Annotated in this window: 20 protein-coding genes, 2 tRNA genes and 1 pseudogene; 13 read left to right on the forward strand and 10 right to left on the reverse strand. The window is 65.2% G+C overall.

The window, feature by feature from the left end:
• Positions 1 to 58 precede the first annotated feature (58 nt).
• Entirely contained in the window at positions 59 to 883 is an 825-nt protein-coding gene (locus ACVW17_RS23465; protein WP_456754117.1) for a TrmH family RNA methyltransferase, read from the reverse strand.
• Positions 884 to 1,079: 196 nt separating this feature from the next.
• Here ACVW17_RS23465 and ACVW17_RS23470 point away from each other — a divergent pair.
• A tRNA-Tyr gene (locus ACVW17_RS23470) sits at positions 1,080 to 1,165 on the forward strand.
• Between the two features lie 236 nt (positions 1,166 to 1,401).
• On the opposite strand, the gene ACVW17_RS23475 is transcribed toward ACVW17_RS23470, so the two are convergent.
• A complete protein-coding gene (locus ACVW17_RS23475) occupies positions 1,402 to 2,136 on the reverse strand; it encodes an alanyl-tRNA editing protein (RefSeq protein WP_456754118.1) in 735 nt (244 codons plus the stop codon).
• Positions 2,137 to 2,174: 38 nt separating this feature from the next.
• Positions 2,175 to 3,056, reverse strand: coding sequence for an AraC family transcriptional regulator (locus tag ACVW17_RS23480; protein ID WP_456754119.1), 882 nt, complete (start codon positions 3,054 to 3,056; stop codon positions 2,175 to 2,177).
• A 184-nt stretch (positions 3,057 to 3,240) separates the two neighbouring features.
• On the opposite strand from ACVW17_RS23480, the gene ACVW17_RS23485 reads away from it, so the two are divergent.
• Together ACVW17_RS23485 and ACVW17_RS23490 are read left to right on the forward strand one after the other, a co-directional pair.
• Complete coding sequence (locus ACVW17_RS23485) at positions 3,241 to 3,573, forward strand: antibiotic biosynthesis monooxygenase family protein (protein ID WP_456754120.1); 333 nt, start codon at positions 3,241 to 3,243, stop codon at positions 3,571 to 3,573.
• A complete protein-coding gene (locus tag ACVW17_RS23490; protein WP_456754121.1) occupies positions 3,524 to 3,925 on the forward strand; it encodes a YciI family protein in 402 nt (133 codons plus the stop codon). The genes ACVW17_RS23485 and ACVW17_RS23490 overlap by 50 nt, the downstream gene beginning before the upstream one ends.
• A gap of 33 nt (positions 3,926 to 3,958) precedes the next feature.
• Here the strand turns inward: ACVW17_RS23490 and ACVW17_RS23495 are convergent, their stop codons facing one another.
• Together ACVW17_RS23495 and ACVW17_RS23500 are read right to left on the reverse strand one after the other, a co-directional pair.
• Positions 3,959 to 4,759, reverse strand: a complete 801-nt coding sequence (locus ACVW17_RS23495) for a sterol desaturase family protein (RefSeq protein WP_456754122.1) — start codon at positions 4,757 to 4,759, stop codon at positions 3,959 to 3,961.
• Positions 4,760 to 4,921: 162 nt separating this feature from the next.
• Positions 4,922 to 5,851: a LysR family transcriptional regulator gene (locus tag ACVW17_RS23500; RefSeq protein ID WP_456756512.1), complete on the reverse strand. Its 930-nt coding sequence runs from the start codon at positions 5,849 to 5,851 to the stop codon at positions 4,922 to 4,924.
• A 117-nt stretch (positions 5,852 to 5,968) separates the two neighbouring features.
• Here ACVW17_RS23500 and ACVW17_RS23505 point away from each other — a divergent pair, with 117 nt between their 5' ends.
• From ACVW17_RS23505 to ACVW17_RS23515, 3 genes are all read left to right on the forward strand, one after another.
• Positions 5,969 to 7,324, forward strand: a complete 1,356-nt coding sequence (locus ACVW17_RS23505; protein WP_456754123.1) for an MFS transporter — start codon at positions 5,969 to 5,971, stop codon at positions 7,322 to 7,324.
• A 32-nt stretch (positions 7,325 to 7,356) separates the two neighbouring features.
• Positions 7,357 to 8,601 (forward strand): amidohydrolase family protein, encoded by a 1,245-nt coding sequence (locus tag ACVW17_RS23510; RefSeq protein WP_456754124.1) that lies wholly within the window; start codon positions 7,357 to 7,359, stop codon positions 8,599 to 8,601.
• Positions 8,602 to 8,755: 154 nt separating this feature from the next.
• Positions 8,756 to 9,943, forward strand: coding sequence for an adenylate/guanylate cyclase domain-containing protein (locus ACVW17_RS23515; RefSeq protein WP_456754125.1), 1,188 nt, complete (start codon positions 8,756 to 8,758; stop codon positions 9,941 to 9,943).
• Here the strand turns inward: ACVW17_RS23515 and ACVW17_RS23520 are convergent.
• Both ACVW17_RS23520 and ACVW17_RS23525 read right to left on the reverse strand, forming a co-directional pair.
• Complete coding sequence (locus ACVW17_RS23520; protein ID WP_456754126.1) at positions 9,931 to 11,244, reverse strand: chloride channel protein; 1,314 nt, start codon at positions 11,242 to 11,244, stop codon at positions 9,931 to 9,933. The genes ACVW17_RS23515 and ACVW17_RS23520 overlap by 13 nt on opposite strands.
• A 152-nt stretch (positions 11,245 to 11,396) precedes the next feature.
• Entirely contained in the window at positions 11,397 to 11,792 is a 396-nt protein-coding gene (locus ACVW17_RS23525; protein WP_456754127.1) for an NUDIX hydrolase, read from the reverse strand.
• Between the two features lie 376 nt (positions 11,793 to 12,168).
• Between ACVW17_RS23525 and ACVW17_RS23530 the strand changes: the two genes are divergently transcribed.
• From ACVW17_RS23530 to ACVW17_RS23540, 3 genes are read left to right on the forward strand one after another with little or no spacing between them, the layout of a single operon-like run.
• Positions 12,169 to 12,465 (forward strand): hypothetical protein, encoded by a 297-nt coding sequence (locus ACVW17_RS23530; RefSeq protein WP_456754128.1) that lies wholly within the window; start codon positions 12,169 to 12,171, stop codon positions 12,463 to 12,465.
• On the forward strand, positions 12,458 to 12,649 hold the full coding sequence (locus ACVW17_RS23535; RefSeq protein WP_456797920.1) for a hypothetical protein: 192 nt from the start codon (positions 12,458 to 12,460) through the stop codon (positions 12,647 to 12,649). Before ACVW17_RS23530 ends, ACVW17_RS23535 begins: the two co-directional genes overlap by 8 nt.
• A complete protein-coding gene (locus tag ACVW17_RS23540; RefSeq protein WP_456754129.1) occupies positions 12,621 to 12,848 on the forward strand; it encodes a hypothetical protein in 228 nt (75 codons plus the stop codon). The genes ACVW17_RS23535 and ACVW17_RS23540 overlap by 29 nt, the downstream gene beginning before the upstream one ends.
• A 60-nt stretch (positions 12,849 to 12,908) precedes the next feature.
• Here the strand turns inward: ACVW17_RS23540 and ACVW17_RS23545 are convergent, their stop codons facing one another.
• On the reverse strand, positions 12,909 to 13,295 hold the full coding sequence (locus ACVW17_RS23545) for a VOC family protein (protein ID WP_456797921.1): 387 nt from the start codon (positions 13,293 to 13,295) through the stop codon (positions 12,909 to 12,911).
• A 34-nt stretch (positions 13,296 to 13,329) separates the two neighbouring features.
• The gene (locus ACVW17_RS23550; protein ID WP_456797922.1) at positions 13,330 to 13,665 is read right to left on the reverse strand and encodes a MerR family transcriptional regulator; all 336 of its coding nucleotides are present in this window, start codon (positions 13,663 to 13,665) and stop codon (positions 13,330 to 13,332) included.
• A gap of 348 nt (positions 13,666 to 14,013) precedes the next feature.
• Here ACVW17_RS23550 and ACVW17_RS23555 point away from each other — a divergent pair, with 348 nt between their 5' ends.
• Both ACVW17_RS23555 and ACVW17_RS23560 read left to right on the forward strand, forming a co-directional pair.
• Positions 14,014 to 14,763, forward strand: coding sequence for a lytic murein transglycosylase (locus ACVW17_RS23555; protein WP_456756513.1), 750 nt, complete (start codon positions 14,014 to 14,016; stop codon positions 14,761 to 14,763).
• A gap of 99 nt (positions 14,764 to 14,862) precedes the next feature.
• Entirely contained in the window at positions 14,863 to 15,270 is a 408-nt protein-coding gene (locus ACVW17_RS23560; protein WP_456754132.1) for a hypothetical protein, read from the forward strand.
• An 88-nt stretch (positions 15,271 to 15,358) separates the two neighbouring features.
• Here the strand turns inward: ACVW17_RS23560 and ACVW17_RS23565 are convergent, their stop codons facing one another.
• The gene (locus ACVW17_RS23565; RefSeq protein WP_456754133.1) at positions 15,359 to 15,745 is read right to left on the reverse strand and encodes a YciI family protein; all 387 of its coding nucleotides are present in this window, start codon (positions 15,743 to 15,745) and stop codon (positions 15,359 to 15,361) included.
• A gap of 608 nt (positions 15,746 to 16,353) precedes the next feature.
• Here ACVW17_RS23565 and ACVW17_RS23570 point away from each other — a divergent pair.
• Together ACVW17_RS23570 and ACVW17_RS23575 are read left to right on the forward strand one after the other, a co-directional pair.
• A tRNA-Gly gene (locus tag ACVW17_RS23570) sits at positions 16,354 to 16,427 on the forward strand.
• 498 nt (positions 16,428 to 16,925) lie between these two features.
• A pseudogene (locus ACVW17_RS23575) lies at positions 16,926 to 17,015 on the forward strand (NADH-quinone oxidoreductase subunit D-related protein); the annotation flags it as partial.
• Between the last annotated feature and the right edge of the window lie 11 nt (positions 17,016 to 17,026).

Here is a 17,026-nt window from a genome sequence, read left to right on the forward strand (position 1 = left end):
TCCGATCATCGGTTCGAGAGATCAGCGCCCGTTCGCTCACGCGAGCGGGCGCTTTCGTTCACATCAGCCCGAGCCGGCTCGCGCCGATATAGAGCGCGAGCACGCAGGCGTTCGACACGTTCAAGCTCTTGATCTCGCCGGGCATGTCGAGGCGGGCGACGACGCGGCAGGTGTCGCGGGTCAATTGGCGCAGGCCCTTGCCCTCGGCGCCGAGCACCAGCGCGAGCGGCGCTTGCAGCGGAACCTTGCCGAGATCCTCGGTGCCCTCGCTGTCGAGGCCGACGGTCTGGAAGCCGCGCTCGTTCAGTTCGGTCAGCGCGCGCGCCAGGTTCTGCACCGTGACAACAGGCACCAGCTCGAGCGCGCCGGAGGCGGACTTCGCCAGCACGCCGGTCGCTTCCGGGCTGTGGCGCGCAGTGGTGACGATCGCCTTCACCGCGAAGGCCGCGGCCGAGCGCAGGATGGCGCCGACATTGTGCGGGTCGGTGATCTGGTCGAGCACCAGCACGATGCCCTCCAGCGCCAGCGTGTCGATGCCGGGCGAGGGCAGGGGATCGGCCTCCGCCAGCAGGCCCTGATGCACGGCATCGGGAGTGAGGCGGCGGTCGATATCGCCGGGCCGGACCAGCTCCGGCGTGACGCGGGTGGCGATGTTTTCGTCGGCGAGGCGCTTGGCGGCGTTCTCGGTGAGGTAAAGCTTGCGGATCTGGCGGTCCGGGTTGGCCAGCGCCGCCGCCACCGTGTGCCAGCCATATAGAATCACCGGTCCGTCGGAACCGGATTCGCGCTCCCGGCGGCCGGGCGGGCGGCCGAATTTCGGCCCTTTTTGGAAGGGCTTACCGCCCTTGCCTCGGAAATTGGGTTTGCGGTCGCGCTCGCTCATGTGAGGCTTGTGTCATTGATATCGCGGAATGGCAATTTAACCGGCAAATTGGGCGCCCGCTTGGTTGACTTTGGGGACCGCCTTCGCCCATAAACGCGCCCGACCGCGTACCCGCTTCGGGGCTGACGCGGTTATCAGCGTCATTTCGATGACCCGGTCCGCCGCCACTCGCGCGGCCGGTCTGATGCTGTTGGACGGGGGAGTGTCCCGAGTGGCAAAGGGAGCTGACTGTAAATCAGCCGCCTCATGGCTTCGCAGGTTCGAGTCCTGCCTCCCCCACCAGCCTTCGCTCGCTTCGCGAGCTACGGCTAGGCAAGCCAGCAAGATTCCATCGTAGCGAAGTGAGCGAAGGCGGGCTGTACCCGTCATTGCCACTCTGTCTCGCTTCGCGAGCTACGGCTAGGCAAGCCAGCAAGATTGTCTGATCAGAACGCGCCGGGAGGCGCCGCCGTCGATCCGGATATTCTGGCCGGTGATGTAGCCCGCCTGCGCCGAGCGCGGAGGCGCGCAGGTTGCAATCAGATGCCGGGCGCCAGTCCGACCAGCCCGATCTTGACGCGACGGTTATGGCGGCCCTTGTTGTCGATCTTCAGCACCCGGACGAGGCGCGATCCTCCGGTGGAGGGCAGATGGGTGCCGCCGCAGGCCTGCCGATCGAGGCCGGCGATCTCGACGATGCGGATCTTGCCGTCTAGTGTCGGCGGCGGCGCAACGCTGCGGGTCCTGATCAGCCCATGCTGATCGATGGCATCGTCGATCGGCATGTAGCTGTCGCTAACCGCCAGGTCCTGGCGGATCGCATCGTTGATCGGGCCGTCGAGCGCGCGCAGGCGCTCATTGTCGGCGTCCGGCAGGTCGAAGTCCATGCGGGCCGTGCCGTCCGGATTCATCTGCACGCCGGTGACCAATGCACCGTTGAACTGCTGGTAGACGATGGCGTTGAGCAGGTGCGTGCCGGTGTGGAGCTCGCGCATCATCTGGCGGAACTCGGGATCGACCACGGCTTCGACGCTGCCCGAGGGCTCAACCGGATTGGCCAGCAGGATCCAGATTCCTCCACCAGAGGAGGGTTCGAAGCCGGTGACGGCGGCCTCTCCACCGTTCCAGCGGATGGAGCCCTTGTCCGGCAATTGGCCGCCGCCGCCGGTGAAAAACGGCAACTCCGCCAGCATGACGCGGCCCGGCTCGGCCCTGATGACGCAGGTCTCGAGCGTCAGCGTGTCCGGATGTTCATGGTAGAAGAACCGCGACATGCGATGTGCACCTTGAGCTTGTTCGAATTCGATCACGCCTATCTCGGATGCAGCCGCGCCGTTGTATTGGCAAAAATTGCGGGTTCGTCATGTCGGCCCGCGGCGCGGGCATATTGCCGGGGTGTGATGCCGTAGCAGCGCTTGAAATGATGGGTGAAGGCCGCCTGGTCGTAGAAGCCGCAGACGATCGCGGTATGGGCGATGGCATCGCCCCTCGCGAGGTGATCGCAGGCGCGCGCCAGGCGGATCTGAGTCAGATAGGCGTGCGGCGTCAATGATACCGTCCGCTTGAACAGGCCGATCAGCTGAAACGGCGTCAGCCCGACCTGGTCCGCCAGATCGTCGAGCGTCAGGTGCTCGCCATAGCGATCCTGCATAATCGCATCGACCGATGCGAGCAGGCTTCGATCCTTCGGGGCTGCAGGCGGCGGCGGATTGCCGTCGGCGTGGCGCTCGAACAGCGTCGCGAACCCCTCCAGGAACAGCGCGCGGGTGCGGAGGCGGTCGGTGCCGCGTTCGAGTTCGCGGTGCAGGCGCAGCAAGCGGCCGATCAGGTCCGCGTCGCCGAACTCGTTGCGGCAGAAATAGCCGGGCCGGTCAGTGCCGAGCCCGCGGGTGAGATCGTCGATCGCGCGCTTCGGCACGTAAAATGCGCGATAGCGCCATTCGCTGCTGCGGCCCATCCAGCCCGAATGAGGTTCGCCGGGATTGAAGACCAGCAATTTGGAGGTCTGGGCGCGGCCGACCACGCCGCGGCTCTTGATCTCGGCGCCGCCGGATTCGGTTGCGGCCACCACGAAGCCGTCGTGAACGTGAGGTGCGAATTCCTGGGTCGTGAAATCGGCGCACATCAGCGACAGGCCGGGCATCGCCGGGTCGTTCCAGTAGCGCGCGGTATTGTGGGGATCGGGGCGGGCCATGGCCGATGCTCGCTTTGAGCCCGGGATCGGGCGCTGTTTCGACGCTCCGGCAAATACTTGCCGGAGTCAACTATCTTGTCCATCCGGCTCAATGCAATTTTTGCCAATACGCGCGGCGCGGCGGCACCCTAGTCTCGCGCGTGAGGCCGGAGATCAGGGCGCGGTTCGAAGGAGAGAGCTAGCAATGATCGCACGATTGTGGTGTGGCCGCGCCGATGCGCGAGATGCGCCTGACTATCTCAGGCACGTCGCCGAAACGGTGTTCCCACAGCTGCAGCAGATACGCGGATATCGCGGCGCCGAGCTATTGAACCGGACCCTCGGCGACAAGGTCGAGTTTCTGGCCGTGACCTACTGGGCATCAGCTGACGACATCAAGCAGTTCGCCGGAAGCAATATCGATGTCGCCAAGATCGAGCCGCGCGCGCACGAGCTTTTGTCTGACTACGATTCCTTTGCGCGGCATTATGAGCTCGTCCATCGCGCCGGCGATCCTGGCCGGGCAACCGGTGAATGACCTTGCCGGGCAAAGGCTGAACGGCTCTGAGGAAAGGAGATTCATCGTGCAATTTCTCGTGCTGGCCCATGACGGGACCGACAAGGACGCCAAGGCCCGCCGCCTCGCGGTGCGCCCGGCGCACTTTGCGGGCATCAAGCCGATGGTCGAGTGCGGCGAGCTGCGCGCGGCCGGTGCCATCCTCGACGCCGCCGGCGACATGATCGGATCGGTTATTCTTGCAGAGTTTCCGTCTCGTGCGGATCTCGACGCGTGGCTGGCCCGCGAGCCCTATGTCACGGAGAACGTCTGGCACACCGTCGAGATACGGCCATTCCGGCTTGCCGTGCTCGACGGCAGGATCACGCCGTGAAGCGGCGCGCGTGAACCGATCCCATTCCCTTGCCTAGGTGCCCGCCGGATCGTCGCGCTTTTGCTTTCCGGCCCATGCCATGAACGGGTAAGCCAGAAGAGCCAGATAACCCGGAGGCATCGGATGATCGACGCCGAACGTCTGCGGCTTCTGGCCTTTCGGGAGATGGATGCTTCCAAACAGCACATCGTAGAACGAGAACAGTCCGGCGAAATTCTTGTCTCTGGCCTGCTGTTCGCTGCTGTGGTGCCAGTGGTGGAATTCCGGCGACACCAGCACGTGGCGCAGAGGTCCGTAGCTCAGGCGCACATTGGCGTGCGCGAGCCACGCCTGCCAGGAATAGATGAGAACGTAACTCCCGATCGCTTCGACGGAGAAACCGAGCGCGAACAGCGGAAACAGCGAACCGGCCTTCATGAAGATCACATCGAGCGGGTGCTGGTGAACCGCAGCGAGCCAGTCCAGTTCTTCGACGGCGTGATGCACGGAATGAATCTGCCACATCGCCGGCACGGCATGCAGGATGCGGTGGGTCCAGTAGACGCCGAGATCCCCGATCAGGAGCGCAAGAAGCACTTGAACCAGATAGGGAAGGTCGGCAACCGCCTGCTTCACAGCCGAAGGCACGATCAATTGATTCACCAGCGTGGCCACGGCGACGACGACGATCACGCCGACCAGCACCAGCCACCCGTTGAGAAACAGGAAGCCCATATCGGTCAGCAGACCGCGCCTGAAGATCTTCTGAGGCCGCGCACTGAACAGTCGCTCAAGCGGCAGGAAGATCAAAAGTACCAGCAACAGAAGCTGATATTGTTTCAATAACTCGTGCATTCAAATGGCCACCTGAAATGGCGGCAGCCTACCACCCGGGCCCCGGATATCGTCAATCGGAAAGCGGGCCCAAGAAGAATTCCGGCCGCAAGAGCGTTAATCGGCATCCCCGTGTCGTTACGGGGATGAAGGATGGCCGCGAGCCCGGCTGGTTTTCGCCGCTCACTCCATCCGCGCAAACAGCTCCACCAGCGTCTCGCGCAGCCAGCGCTGCGCGGGAACCGTGTCGTTGCGCTGGTGCCAGAACAGGCTGACGATGCGCGGCGGCGCCGGCAGCGGCACCGGCATCGCGTGCAGATGCGGCGCGTGGCGGGACTGCGCGCTGAGATCGCGTGGCAGCACGGCGATCAGGTCGGACTGGCGCACGATCTCGTAGGCGGCGTTGTAGTGATTGACCGTCGTGACCAGGTTGCGCGACAGCCCGCGCGAGGCGAGGAACTGGTCGTAGGTCGGCAGCGTCTTGCCGGCGAGGCTGACATCGACATGCTTGGCGTTGAGGAAGCTGCGGGCATTGAGCCGCTTCCTGTTCGCGAGCGGATGGTCCCGCCGCATCATGCAGGCATACTCCACGGTCCACAGCGAGCGTGAGCGGATCGCGGCCGGAGGCTGCTGCGCCTCGTTGACATAGACGCTCAGCACGCAATCGACCCGGTTGTCCTCGAGCCGGTCGCCGATCTCCAGGATGGTGTTGGGCAGCGTGTGGATGCGCGCGGAGGGCGCCATCTCACCAAAACGATTGAGCAGCCGCGGCATCACCAGCGAGGACACATAATCCGACATTGACAGGCTGAATTCGGCCTCGGTGCGCCGCGGATCGAAGGCGTCCTCGTCGAGCGCGTGGCGGACATGCTCCAGCGCATCGCCGATCGGTTGCCACAGCGCCGCCGCGCGCTGCGTCGGGCGGATGCCGCTCGCCGTGCGCACGAACAGGGGATCGCCGAGCGCGTCGCGCAGCCTCGCCAGCGCGTTGCTGACCGCGGGCTGGGTCATCGTCAGCGCGCTCGCGGCGCGCGTCACGCTGCCCTCGGTCATCAGCGCCTCGAAGACTTTCAGCAGGTTGAGGTCGAGGGTGCGGAAGGACACGGCAAATATTCACAGTGGTGATGTACTAGATAACGATTATAAATTATTCCCATAATATTGATTTGTCTATCATTCCGCTCGCCGACCCCGTGGCGCGTGCCGACCGCGGAGGCGGAGGGGGCTTTCATGTCGATGATCTCGGCGCGCATCGAGCGCCTGCCGTTCGCACGTTTCCATGTGCACCTGCTGCTGATGGGTGGCCTCGGCTATCTGTTCGACGCGATGGATGCCGCGGTGCTGGCGTTCATCCTGCCGGTGCTGCGCACCGCCTGGGGGCTGACCAATGTCGAGACCGGCGTGCTCGGCAGCAGCACCTTCGTCGGCTATCTCTTTGGCGCGCTGCTGGCGGGGACGCTGGGCGATCTGATCGGCCGCCGCGCGGTGATGATGTCGGCGCTGGCGCTCTACAGCGCGGCCTCGCTGGTCAGTGCGGCAGTGGACAGCTGGCCGGCGTTCTTTGCCGCGCGCGTCGTCGCCGGCATGGGCACCGGGGCGGAGAGCGCGATCATCGCGCCATATCTCGCGGAGTTCGTGGCGCGGCGTTACCGCGGCGCCTTCACCGGCGCGCTGGCGGGCTTCTTCTCGTTCGGCTTCGTCGCCGCCGCTCTGCTCGGCTATTTCATCGTGCCGGCCTATGAGAACGGCTGGCGCATCGTGCTTGTGATCACGGCGGTGCCGGTCGTGATGTTGCTGTGGTGGCGGAGATCGCTGCCGGAATCGCCGCGCTGGCTGGAAAGCCGGGGCAGGGTGCGGGAAGCCGAGGCGGTACTCGACAAGGTCGAGGCAAGCTTTGCGCGCGAGGGCCGCGTGCTGGCGCCGCCGGTCGCAGAGCCGGCCGCACCTGCCGTCTCGTCGGGAACGCTCGTGAGCAATTTCGCCGCGCTCTTGGCCGGCCGCCAGGCCCGCATCACCACCATGACCTGGATCATGTGGCTGTCGATCACCTTCAGCTACTACTCCTTCTTCGTCTGGATTCCCGGCCTGCTGGTCCAGAACGGCATGAGCATCACCAAGAGCTTTGGCTATTCGCTGGCGATGTATTGCGCGCAGGTGCCGGGCTATTTCACCGCCGCGTTCTTCAATGAGCGGATCGGGCGGCAGGCGACGATCGCGACCTATATGCTGCTCGGCGGCGTCAGCGCGCTCGGGCTCGCCTTTGCCAAGAGCGATGGCGAGATCATGACGGCCGGGCTGCTGCTGTCGTTCTTCATGAACGGCACCTATGCCGGCGTCTATGCCTACACGGCCGAGGTGTTTCCCACCTCGATCCGGACCACCGGGGCCGGGCTCGCATCCGCGATCGGCCGCATCGGCGCGATCGCAGCCCCCATCCTGGTCGGCTACCTCTATCCGAACTTCGGCTTTGCCGGCGTGTTCGGCGTCACCACGAGCGTGCTGTTGATCGGCGCGTTGACCGTCGTGCTGATGGGCGTGCCGACCCGCAATCGATCGCTGGAAGACATCGCAAGCGAAGCCGTGTGATCACGCGGGCTGCGTCCTGACAGGAGACCCTTATGACAAGTATCCTCTTCAAGAATGCCGCGCTGCTCGATCCGCTGCGGCCCGACCTCCTCGAAGGCCACCACGTGCTGGTCGAGGACCGCCTGATCAAGGAGGTCTCCGACCGTCCGATCGATGCGTCGGCCGATCGCGTCATCGACCTCAGGGGCAAGACCCTGATGCCCGGCCTGATCGACCTGCATGTGCATGCGGTGGCGGTCGAGCTCGATCTGTCGCAGCAGGCCCGGATGGCCAACGTGCTGGTGACATTGCGCTCGACCATGCTGTTGCGCGGCATGCTGAAGCGCGGCTTCACCACCGTCCGCGATGCCGGCGGCGCCGGCTATGCGCTGAAGCAGGCGATCGACACCGGTCTCACTGACGGGCCGCGGCTCTTCGTCTCCGGCCGCGCGCTGAGCCAGACCGGCGGGCACGGCGACGGGAGGGCCCGCTCGGATTATCTGGCCGATCCGACCTGCTCCTGCTGCGTGCGGGTCGGCGCCATCGCGCGCGTCGTCGACGGCGTCGATGCGGTGCGCAAGGCGGTGCGCGAGGAGCTGCAGATGGGCGCCGACCAGATCAAGATCATGGCCTCCGGCGGCGTCGCCTCGCCGACCGATCCGATCGGTGCCTATGGTTATTCGGAGGACGAGATCCGCGCCATCGTTGCGGAGGCGAAGGCGCGGCACACCTATGTGCTGGCGCACGCCTACACCGCGGAGGCGATCGAGCGCGCCATCCGCTGCGGCGTGCGCACCATCGAGCACGGCAATCTGGTCGACCTGCCGACCGCGCGGCTGATGGCCGAGCAGGGCGCCTATGCGGTGCCGACGCTTGTCACCTACGAGGCGTTGGCCAATGAGGGCGCGAAGTACGGCCTGCCTGCGGCGAGCGTCGCCAAGATCGCCGAGGTGCGCGATGCCGGCCTGCGCTCGCTCGCGATTTACCGCGAGGCCGGCGTCAAGATGGGTTACGGCTCTGATCTGCTCGGACCGTCGCACCGTTTGCAGAGCGACGAGTTCCGGATCCGCGCCGAACTGCTCGGCCCGCAGGCGGTGATCGCCAGCGCGACCATGATCGGCGCCGAGGTGCTCGGCATGGAAGGCAAGCTCGGCCGGATCGCGCCGGAGGCGTTCGCCGATCTGCTGGTGGTGGAGGGCAATCCGCTGCGCGATGTGTCGTGCCTGCTCGGCCAGGGCGAGCACATCCCGCTGGTCATGAAGGCCGGCAAAGCCGAGGTCGACCGGCTGGTCGGGTAGGGCAGGCTCGCCGGCCCAGCGCTCCCGTCATCAGCGCGTCACGCGGCGCACGGCTGTGCCGATTTCACACGATCACGATGCCGCTGGCAGCGTTGACGTTGCCGCGGGGAAGCACGACATATCGGCCTGCCAACCCGCCGCTCCGGAGCCAGCCATGAACGCGCCCAACATCGATTCCGTCACGCCGCAGTCCGACGGCGACGTTGTGGCCTGGCTGACCAACGAGACCCGCGACCAGCGCTTCATCGACAACATCTTCGCCGAGCTGTGCATCCGGTTGCAGAACACGGGCGTTCCCATCAAGCGGGCGACGATGAATCTCCTGATCCAGCATCCGCAATGGCTCGGCGCCCGGATCATCTGGACCGACGGCAAGCGCGAGGCCGAGATCTCGCGGGTCGACTACGAGGTCAGGGAGCGCTCGGAATATATCGGCAGCTCCGTCTACGAAATCCAGGAGGGCGCCGCGGAAGTCCGCGAGCGGCTCGAGGCGCCCGGCCGGCAGCACGCGCTCTACGACGAGATGCGAGCGCAGGGCCTGACCGACTATGTGGCGTGGCCGCTGCTGCATACGCTCGGCAAGCGCCATGTCGTGACGTTTGCGACCGACCGTCCCGGCGGCTTCGATGATGCCCACGTCGCCCGCCTGAAGCAGGTGCTGCCGGTGCTGGCGCTGGTCAGCGAGATCCGGATGAAGAACCGCCTGGCGCGGACGCTGCTCGAGACCTATGTCGGCACCCATGCCGGCGAGATGATCCTGGCCGGCGCGACGCGGCGCGGCAGCGGCACCACGGTGCGCGCCGCGATCATGATCTGCGACCTCAGGGATTTCACCCGGATCTCGGATAGCTGGCCGCGCGACGACGTAATCGATCTCTTGAACGACTATTTCGACGCGATGTCGGAGCCGATCGCGCGGCATGGCGGCGAGATCCTGAAATTCATCGGCGACGGGCTGCTCGCGATCTTCCCGCTCAGCGACCCCAACGCCTGCGCCAACCTGCTGCGCGCGGTGTCCGAGGCGCGCGAGGCGATGGCGGCGCTGAGCGAGAAGAACAGCATGATGGGCCGGGCGCCGATGAACTACGGGATCGGCGTCCATGTCGGCGATGTCATGTACGGCAATATCGGATCGCGCAGCCGGCTCGACTTCACCGTGATCGGCCCTGCGGTGAACATGGCTTCGCGGCTCGAAGCCCTCACCAAGCAGCTCGGAAGAAACGTGCTGCTGTCGCGCGCCTTCGCCGACCTCGTCGCGCGCGATGTCGCGCTTGAACATGTCGGCGAGCATGCGGTGCGCGGCTTCAGCGAGCCGATCGAGCTGTTTGCCTATCGGGGGTGAGGGCTCGTCGGCGGCGCAGCCCGCTCGACGAACCCCTTGGCGAGGGCGTGATAGACGCCTTCCTTGCAGATCAGCTTCGAACTCGCATGGGCGATCAGGGCCGCGGCCATCAAAGGGACGACCATCGCGTGATTGTCGGTCATCTCGGTGACGATCACGAAGGCCGTGATCGGGGCCTGAACCACGCCGGCGAAATACGAGACCATGCCGAGCAGCATGATGGCGGGTAGCGGCGCACCGTGAAACAGCGACGCGATGTTGGAGCCTATTCCGGCGCCGACCGCGAGCGAGGGCGCGAAGATGCCGCCCGGCATGCCGCTGATCGAGGCAAAGATCGTCGCGAGGAATTTCCACACGCTGAAGCTCGCCGGCAGTTGCGAGCCGGCCTCGAGTGCGGCTTTGACCTGCTGATATCCGGTGCCGTAGATCGCACCGTCCGACGCGATCCCGCAAATCGCCGCGGCCAATCCGCAGATCGCGGCAAAGCCGACCGGGTAGCGCTTGACCGCGCGCCCGACCGGATTGGCGAATCCGCGCGCCATTGCGATCAGGATGCGGCTGAACAGGCCGCCGGCCAGACCTCCGGCCACGCCGCAGAGCGGCACCGCGAGCCAGTCGATGCCGTTGCGCAACATGGTCGCGCTGGTGCCGAAATACGTGTAGTTGCCCATCAGCGCGAGCGAGGTCAGGCCAGCCGCGATCACCGCGCCGATGATCAGGCTGGAGGTTCGCGTCTCGAAGGCGCGGCTCATCTCCTCGATGCCGAACACGATGCCGGCAAGCGGGGTGTTGAAGGCCGCCGCGACACCGGCGGCCGCGCCGGCCAGGATCAGGCCGGGCTGGCGGCGGGGCGAGAAGCGGCCGAGCGCGAACATGATCGACGCGCCGATCTGCACCGTCGGTCCCTCGCGTCCGACCGAGGCGCCGCAGAGCAGGCCGAGCAGGGTCAGCAGGATCTTGCCGATCGCAATGCGCAGCGAAACCAGGTTTTCGCGCGCGGTCTGGTCGGTCAGGTTGCGCGCGGCGATCGCCTGCGGGATGCCGCTGCCTTGCGCGTTCTGAAAGAAGCGGTTGGTCAGGAAGACCGAGAGGGCGAAGCCTGCGGGCGTCAGCACCAGCGCGGCATAACGGAGATGCGAGACCAGCGCGGAGAAGGCGGCCTGCGCGAGGTCGGCGAGCTGCGCGAGCGCGACCGCCGCCGCACCGACCGCGATGCCGCCCAGCAGGAAGATCGCGCGGCGTTGCCAGCGCGCGGAGACAATTTTGAATAGCCGCCTGTGGCGGTTGGAGGGGAAGATCATTCCAACGGTATTCTGGCTGACGACGTGGTCCGGTACGGACCGATCACGTCATTCCTAGCACGCGTCGCCTGGGTGCGAAGCTCAAGAAATCAGCAGGGAATGCCGAGGCAGCCGCCAGCTGCCAAAGCCCGCGGCGGCAAGGCACCCGCCGTCTATCGTCGGCGTTGCTGCTTTCTCGGAAACAGCCGATCACGGATGTAGCGCGAGGTTGCCGTCAGGCGGAGGCCGCGCGGCTTCTGCCAGGCGGCGCGGTCGATCTCCTTCTTGTCGCCGATCGCCAGCCGTCCCTTGGCGTTCTTGGCGATGAAGATCGCATCGCTCATCCTGCGGCCGGAGCGCTTGTTCTTGGCCGTGACTTCCTTCCAGAGGCTGAGCCGGCCGAGTTTGAGCTTCGGCAGCTCTTCCTTGATCTCGCGCTTCAGACAGTCCTTGCCGGTCTCGCGCGCGCGCCTGCGGCCGCCGGGGAACATCCACAGCCCGTCAGATCGGCGTCGAACCAGAAGAACCTTGCCGCGCTTCGCGGCAACCAGCTTGGAGGACTTGGTCATGGACAGCGCAATGATAGAAACAGAATCGACTCCATTCTAACTTGTCTACCAGACTAGACAAGTTCGCTGACATATCGTTCCACAGCCATGTGTCGGCTGTTTGTCCGCGTTGCCAACGAATGAGGCCGCCAGCTGTGACGCTCTGTCGCGATGCCTGCTCAGCTTCGCGGTGTTGCTCGCAGTGGGGCGCTCACAATGATCCGGCACGATGTCCGAAGCGTCTCGCTGAATTGGTCAGCACGCCGGTTCCTGCGGCAGGAACTGGTCTGCTCGCGTTCGGATGACGATGATCGGTGACGTCTCCGCTTGACTTGACTGCTTGACTCCATGTTCTTGTTTTGTTCTAATTGCCCTCCACCGTGAATAGGAGGTCGTCATGGACAACCGTATCAGCGAAATTCGCAGGCAGATCAGAGCGCTGCGCGTCAGCATGCTCGAGGCCGAAGCCATCATGCGCCAGCAGATCGACCGGGATGAGGACTGCGCTTTCGTCGCCGGCGACCTGCTGAAGATGCGCCTGGTGATGAGCCGTCTGGTCGAGGAGCGGGGCAGGCTCGGCGACCGCGAGCCGATCGTCGTGCATGCAAGCGTTGCCGCGCGCCGGCGCGCCGCGGCACCGATCTTCGTTCGCGCGGCGAAGCGAGAGCTGGTCGCCGGCGAAGCGCGTGCGTGACGACGCGGTCAGGATGCAACAGCTGCGCGCCGAGCTGCGCGCACTCGACTCATCGGTGATTCAGCTCAGGCGGGCCGGGCGCGACAGCGCATCCGCGCAGCTGTTGCTGTCGCGCAAGCGCGCCGAGCTCGATGACGTGATCTGCCGGAGGAAAGATGAGAGAGCCGCTTCGGTATTTCCATGACAGCGATGATCACGCGCCCTGGATCAAGGCGCTGGCCGAGGTCCGGCACATGGCGACGCGGGAAGGCTGGTGCTTTCACCACGTGCAGGCGATCATCGTGGCGATCGACCAGTATGCCGAGGCCGCACTCGGCAACCGCGAGTTCTTCCTCAACCGCCCGCAGACCGTTGGTCCGATCCGGCGAGGCGACGTGCCTTAGCGGCGTCTTGCGAGCGGCAGCGCGGTCGGGCATCTCGATAACCATCCCTGTGCTGCCGGCTCACGGCAGCACATCGGCCGGATGCTTGTCGCGATGCTCGACATACTCGACGCGCGTCTGGTCCGGATGCACCACCAGCATGTTACGGCCGGTCGGTACCGGCTTGGGCCCGTCCAGGATCTTTGCGCCGACGCCGGGCAGATGTGCGGCGAAGGCGTCGATGTCGTCGACCATGAATGTCAGGTGCGTCGCCGTGAACGGCCTCAGGCTCTGTTCGGTTCCGGCAATGAACAGGATCGAGGCGACCTGCGCGAGCCTCAGGTTATACTCCGGATAGTCGAAGCGAAGCCGCGCCGTCTGGCCGATCAAGGTCTCGTGGAACGTAACGGCCTGATCCAGCTCCTCCAACGGCAGGTAGCGCCTCGCCAGGATGTTGAGTACCTTCATTATGGAGCCCTCACGTCTGCATGTGTTGCGGCGGTCACGATCCGGTCAATCGTCGCGACAAGGCGCGGCGCCGCCTGCGCAGCGTCGCGATCGCACGATCGATCTGGTCGAGCTTGTCCTGCATCACCGCCGAGCAGCTGACGCGCGCACGTCCGCCGCCATCAAGTGCGGCCAGAAGATTGCGCAGCTCCCGCGTCGAGAAGCCCGAGGCGATCAGGTCTCGCACCCAGCCGGCGCGTTCGATCTCCGACGCCGAATAGCTGCGATAGCCGTTCGACGTCCGGCGCGGCACGATGAGCCCCGCCGCTTCATAATGCCGAAGCGCCCGGGCACTCACGCCAAGATGACGGGCCGCTTCCTGAATCCTCATCGCAATCTCCTGTCGAAGCCCGGCCTAGCACCTTGTCATTAACGTTAATGTCAAGCGCCGTGTTGCCAAGGCAGTTGCGCGCGGCCCGGCCAGGCCGCGCCGGGTCGCCTTCCAGGTGCAGGCCGAAATGCCCGGGTTCGCGTGGTCTGGCCGGGATGGCCAATCCGCCGCGGCCGACATATCGTGACGGTTCGCGGCCGAATCTGAGGCGGATCGTTCATCGCCGGGTCATGTCGATCCGGCCATCGTCGGCGCCGCGCCCGCGGGGACGGCGGCACATTTTTTCGGAGGAGGTTTCGGATGATCAGGGGCTGGCAGATTGCGGCGTCGGCGCTCGCCACCGTCGTGATGGTTGCAACGCTGGGCACAGAGGCGAAAGCGGCGCAGTGCGGCAACGGGCCCGGCGGGTTCGAAGCCTGGAAGGAGCAATTCGCCGGCGAGGCAAGAGCCAAGGGCGTCGGCGCCACCGCGATCGACGCGCTGATGCAGGCGCATTACGCCAGCGCGACGATCGCCGCGGATCGCGGCCAGCGAAGCTTCGGCCTCTCGCTCGAGCAGTTCATGGCCAAGCGCGGATCTGCGACCATCGTGGCGCGCGGTCGTTCGCTGAAGCAGTCGCAGGCGGCGATGTTCGCCTCGATCCAGCAGCGCTACGGCGTGCCGCCGGGACCGCTGATCGCGATCTGGGGCATGGAGAGCGGCTTCGGCAGCCAGCGCGGCAACCAGAACATGCTGTCGTCGATCGCGACCCTGGCCTATGACTGCCGCCGTCCGGAATTCTTCACCGAGCAGCTCTATGCCGCGCTGAAGCTGATCGACCGCGGCAGCCTGTCCGGCAGCACCCGCGGCTCGATGCACGGCGAGATCGGCCAGACCCAGTTCATGCCGAAGAACGTGCTGGCCTATGGGGTGGGCAATCTCGACGTCGCCGCCAATGCGCTGGCCTCGACGGCGAACTTCCTGCGCGCCAACGGCTGGCGCGCCGGCGCCGGCTATCAGCCCGGGGAACCCAATTTCGCGGCGATCGAGGCATGGAACGCGGCAGGGGTCTATCAGAAGGCGATCGCCATCATGGGACGGCAGATCGACGGGCAATGAGCGCAGCAAACCCGTTCATTCCAGGTTCCTTCACCCCCTGTTAACGCCACGGTGCCGAGAATCGCGTGCGGTGAAACGGAGCAGGTGGAGACAGGCTCCATGCTCAAGAACGGCACCTATGCGGCGTGGTTTCGCACGTCGCTCGCTGACGGCACCGGCATCGTCCACGTGGCCGACGGCAGGCTGTGGGGCAGCGATGCCATCATGCTTTACAGCGGCACCTATGAGGTCGACGGCGAACGCTTCTCCGCGGTTCTCACCACAAGGCGGCATTCCGAAGGGCATGCGACCGTGTTCGGCACCGACGATCTCGTGGTGCGGCTCGAGGGTGTCTTCAGCGGCGCGATCGCGACCTGCACCGGCAGGGCCGATGCCGTGCCCGATCTCGCTTTCGAGGTGACGCTGATGCCGAGCCAGGACGTGCCGCCGGAGCCGCCGCCGGATTTGCCGCTGCCGAAGTTCGACCCGAGCAAATTGCCGAAGCTGCCGAAACGCTCCAGCCGCTGAAACAACTTTGTTTAAGCATGATCTCCGCGCAAACGCCGCTGGCGTTTGTCGCGAGGGAAAACCGCTTCGCACTTTTCCGGATCATGCTCTACGCGTCGCTCGGGCCTGCGGTCTCGGGAAACGCCGCGCCCGGGATAAAGAGCTTCAGCGCGCGAATCTCGTAGACGGCCGAGGGGTTGACGCTGCGCAGGTCGCGCGCCGCCGCGATCGCCTCCGCTTCGTCGGCGCAGTCGATCACATAGAAGCCGAGCAATTGCTCCTTGGTTTCCGCGAACGGTCCGTCGATCACGACGCCATGGCCGGGCCCGCGCAGCGTGCTGGCCTTGCGGGTCTCGCCGAGCCGGGCCGCCGGGCCGAGCCGGCCTTTGAGCCGTTGGTGGACCTCGCGCAGGCCGCTCATTACGGCTGCGTCCTGTTCGGCGTTCCACGCCTGGACTTCGGCTTCGACGTGGTAGGCCAGGATGGCATAAAGCATCGCGTGAGCTCCTGATTTGTGGTGCGGCAGTCCGAAGGACGTCTCAAAACCACCCACGCCGACATTCATATGTCGCCGATCGGATGGTTTTGTGCTGCGACAAGCTATCCCGCGGGCGCCTAAGGCATGATCCGGAAAAGTGCGAAGCGGTTTTCCCTCGCGACAAACGCCAAAGGCGTTTGCGCGGAAATCATGCCCAAACGAGGGAGCTAAAGCGCGATGACGATTCAATCAAATCTCATCGCGCTATGGTCGCGCGGAACCGACCGGCAAAAAGGCGCGGCGGAATCGCTTCCGCCGCGCCCCCGATATTGATGTCTCGCTGGTCCAGGGCTGAGAGCGCCCCGATGCCAGGCTGATTACACAGCGCCTAGCGGGCGATCCCAGCGAGGTGACAGCGCTTGAGACAAGACACTGGATCACCTCCTTTCTTTGTTGATGGGACTATCAATATAGGCAGCGAATCCGCCGCTGTTAAGGCCTGCGTCCGCTCCATCTGCGCCAGGAACCGGCAGGATTGCGCCGAAATATTCTCGTTGACCGGCGCGCAGGGACCCAGGTCGAGGCAGTTGAGGCCGTCGCCCGGCCGTGTTAGGGGAACGCGAGATGCGGGTGTAGCTCAATGGTAGAGCAGCAGCCTTCCAAGCTGAATACGAGGGTTCGATTCCCTTCACCCGCTCCATTCCACTAAGTATCTATTCTAAAAGCCGTTTCGCGAATTTGCCCGCGCGAAAGGTGGTCGTTTTGAAGAATATCATACAACGCGCGTACAACGACCGATTGCGAACTCGTACAACGACTCAGGCTTGAACTTTTTCGATGAGGTCGCCCAAAGGTCGCAAGCAGCGCGAGGCGACGTTGATAGGAGCCCCGGGGGGGCACCTTGATCAAATCCAAACCGAGGCATGCGCTGTCCTGTTGGCCAGATGCGCATTGAGCGTTTCGTCCTCATCCCCGTGGAATGCAAATGCGCATGTTCATGGGCTGGCCGTGGGATGGGATGACTGTGCAACCTCTCGCGAGCGGCCTGGTGAGGCCGGGTGGCCTTAGGAACGATCGCGGTTCGGACCACGTTCGATATCTTGCTGTTCTTGCTTCGACGCCGATGGGTGCGCGCGGGATAGCTTTGCAACAGGCCTCGAACGGGTGGGAGGCGCTGTTCGCCCTGCGCGTCGCATAGTTGCAGGCAACGGACTTGCTCTGCCGCGGCCATTTGCTGGCCGACGTCGCGGCGATCATCGGCTCGCTGGACATCGTTTTGGGGAGATTGATCGATAAGCG

The organism is Bradyrhizobium sp. USDA 4473, assembly GCF_054063335.1.

Coding starts and splice junctions, on each gene's coding strand:
- ACVW17_RS23465 (WP_456754117.1), bottom strand. CDS start 883: ATGAGCGAGCGCGACCGCAAACCCAATTTCCGAGGCAAGGGCGGTAAG.
- ACVW17_RS23475 (WP_456754118.1), bottom strand. CDS start 2,136: ATGTCGCGGTTCTTCTACCATGAACATCCGGACACGCTGACGCTCGAG.
- ACVW17_RS23480 (WP_456754119.1), bottom strand. CDS start 3,056: ATGGCCCGCCCCGATCCCCACAATACCGCGCGCTACTGGAACGACCCG.
- ACVW17_RS23485 (WP_456754120.1), top strand. CDS start 3,241: ATGATCGCACGATTGTGGTGTGGCCGCGCCGATGCGCGAGATGCGCCT.
- ACVW17_RS23490 (WP_456754121.1), top strand. CDS start 3,524: ATGAGCTCGTCCATCGCGCCGGCGATCCTGGCCGGGCAACCGGTGAAT.
- ACVW17_RS23495 (WP_456754122.1), bottom strand. CDS start 4,759: ATGCACGAGTTATTGAAACAATATCAGCTTCTGTTGCTGGTACTTTTG.
- ACVW17_RS23505 (WP_456754123.1), top strand. CDS start 5,969: ATGTCGATGATCTCGGCGCGCATCGAGCGCCTGCCGTTCGCACGTTTC.
- ACVW17_RS23510 (WP_456754124.1), top strand. CDS start 7,357: ATGACAAGTATCCTCTTCAAGAATGCCGCGCTGCTCGATCCGCTGCGG.
- ACVW17_RS23515 (WP_456754125.1), top strand. CDS start 8,756: ATGAACGCGCCCAACATCGATTCCGTCACGCCGCAGTCCGACGGCGAC.
- ACVW17_RS23520 (WP_456754126.1), bottom strand. CDS start 11,244: ATGATCTTCCCCTCCAACCGCCACAGGCGGCTATTCAAAATTGTCTCC.
- ACVW17_RS23525 (WP_456754127.1), bottom strand. CDS start 11,792: ATGACCAAGTCCTCCAAGCTGGTTGCCGCGAAGCGCGGCAAGGTTCTT.
- ACVW17_RS23530 (WP_456754128.1), top strand. CDS start 12,169: ATGGACAACCGTATCAGCGAAATTCGCAGGCAGATCAGAGCGCTGCGC.
- ACVW17_RS23540 (WP_456754129.1), top strand. CDS start 12,621: ATGAGAGAGCCGCTTCGGTATTTCCATGACAGCGATGATCACGCGCCC.
- ACVW17_RS23545 (WP_456797921.1), bottom strand. CDS start 13,295: ATGAAGGTACTCAACATCCTGGCGAGGCGCTACCTGCCGTTGGAGGAG.
- ACVW17_RS23550 (WP_456797922.1), bottom strand. CDS start 13,665: ATGAGGATTCAGGAAGCGGCCCGTCATCTTGGCGTGAGTGCCCGGGCG.
- ACVW17_RS23555 (WP_456756513.1), top strand. CDS start 14,014: ATGGTTGCAACGCTGGGCACAGAGGCGAAAGCGGCGCAGTGCGGCAAC.
- ACVW17_RS23560 (WP_456754132.1), top strand. CDS start 14,863: ATGCTCAAGAACGGCACCTATGCGGCGTGGTTTCGCACGTCGCTCGCT.
- ACVW17_RS23565 (WP_456754133.1), bottom strand. CDS start 15,745: ATGCTTTATGCCATCCTGGCCTACCACGTCGAAGCCGAAGTCCAGGCG.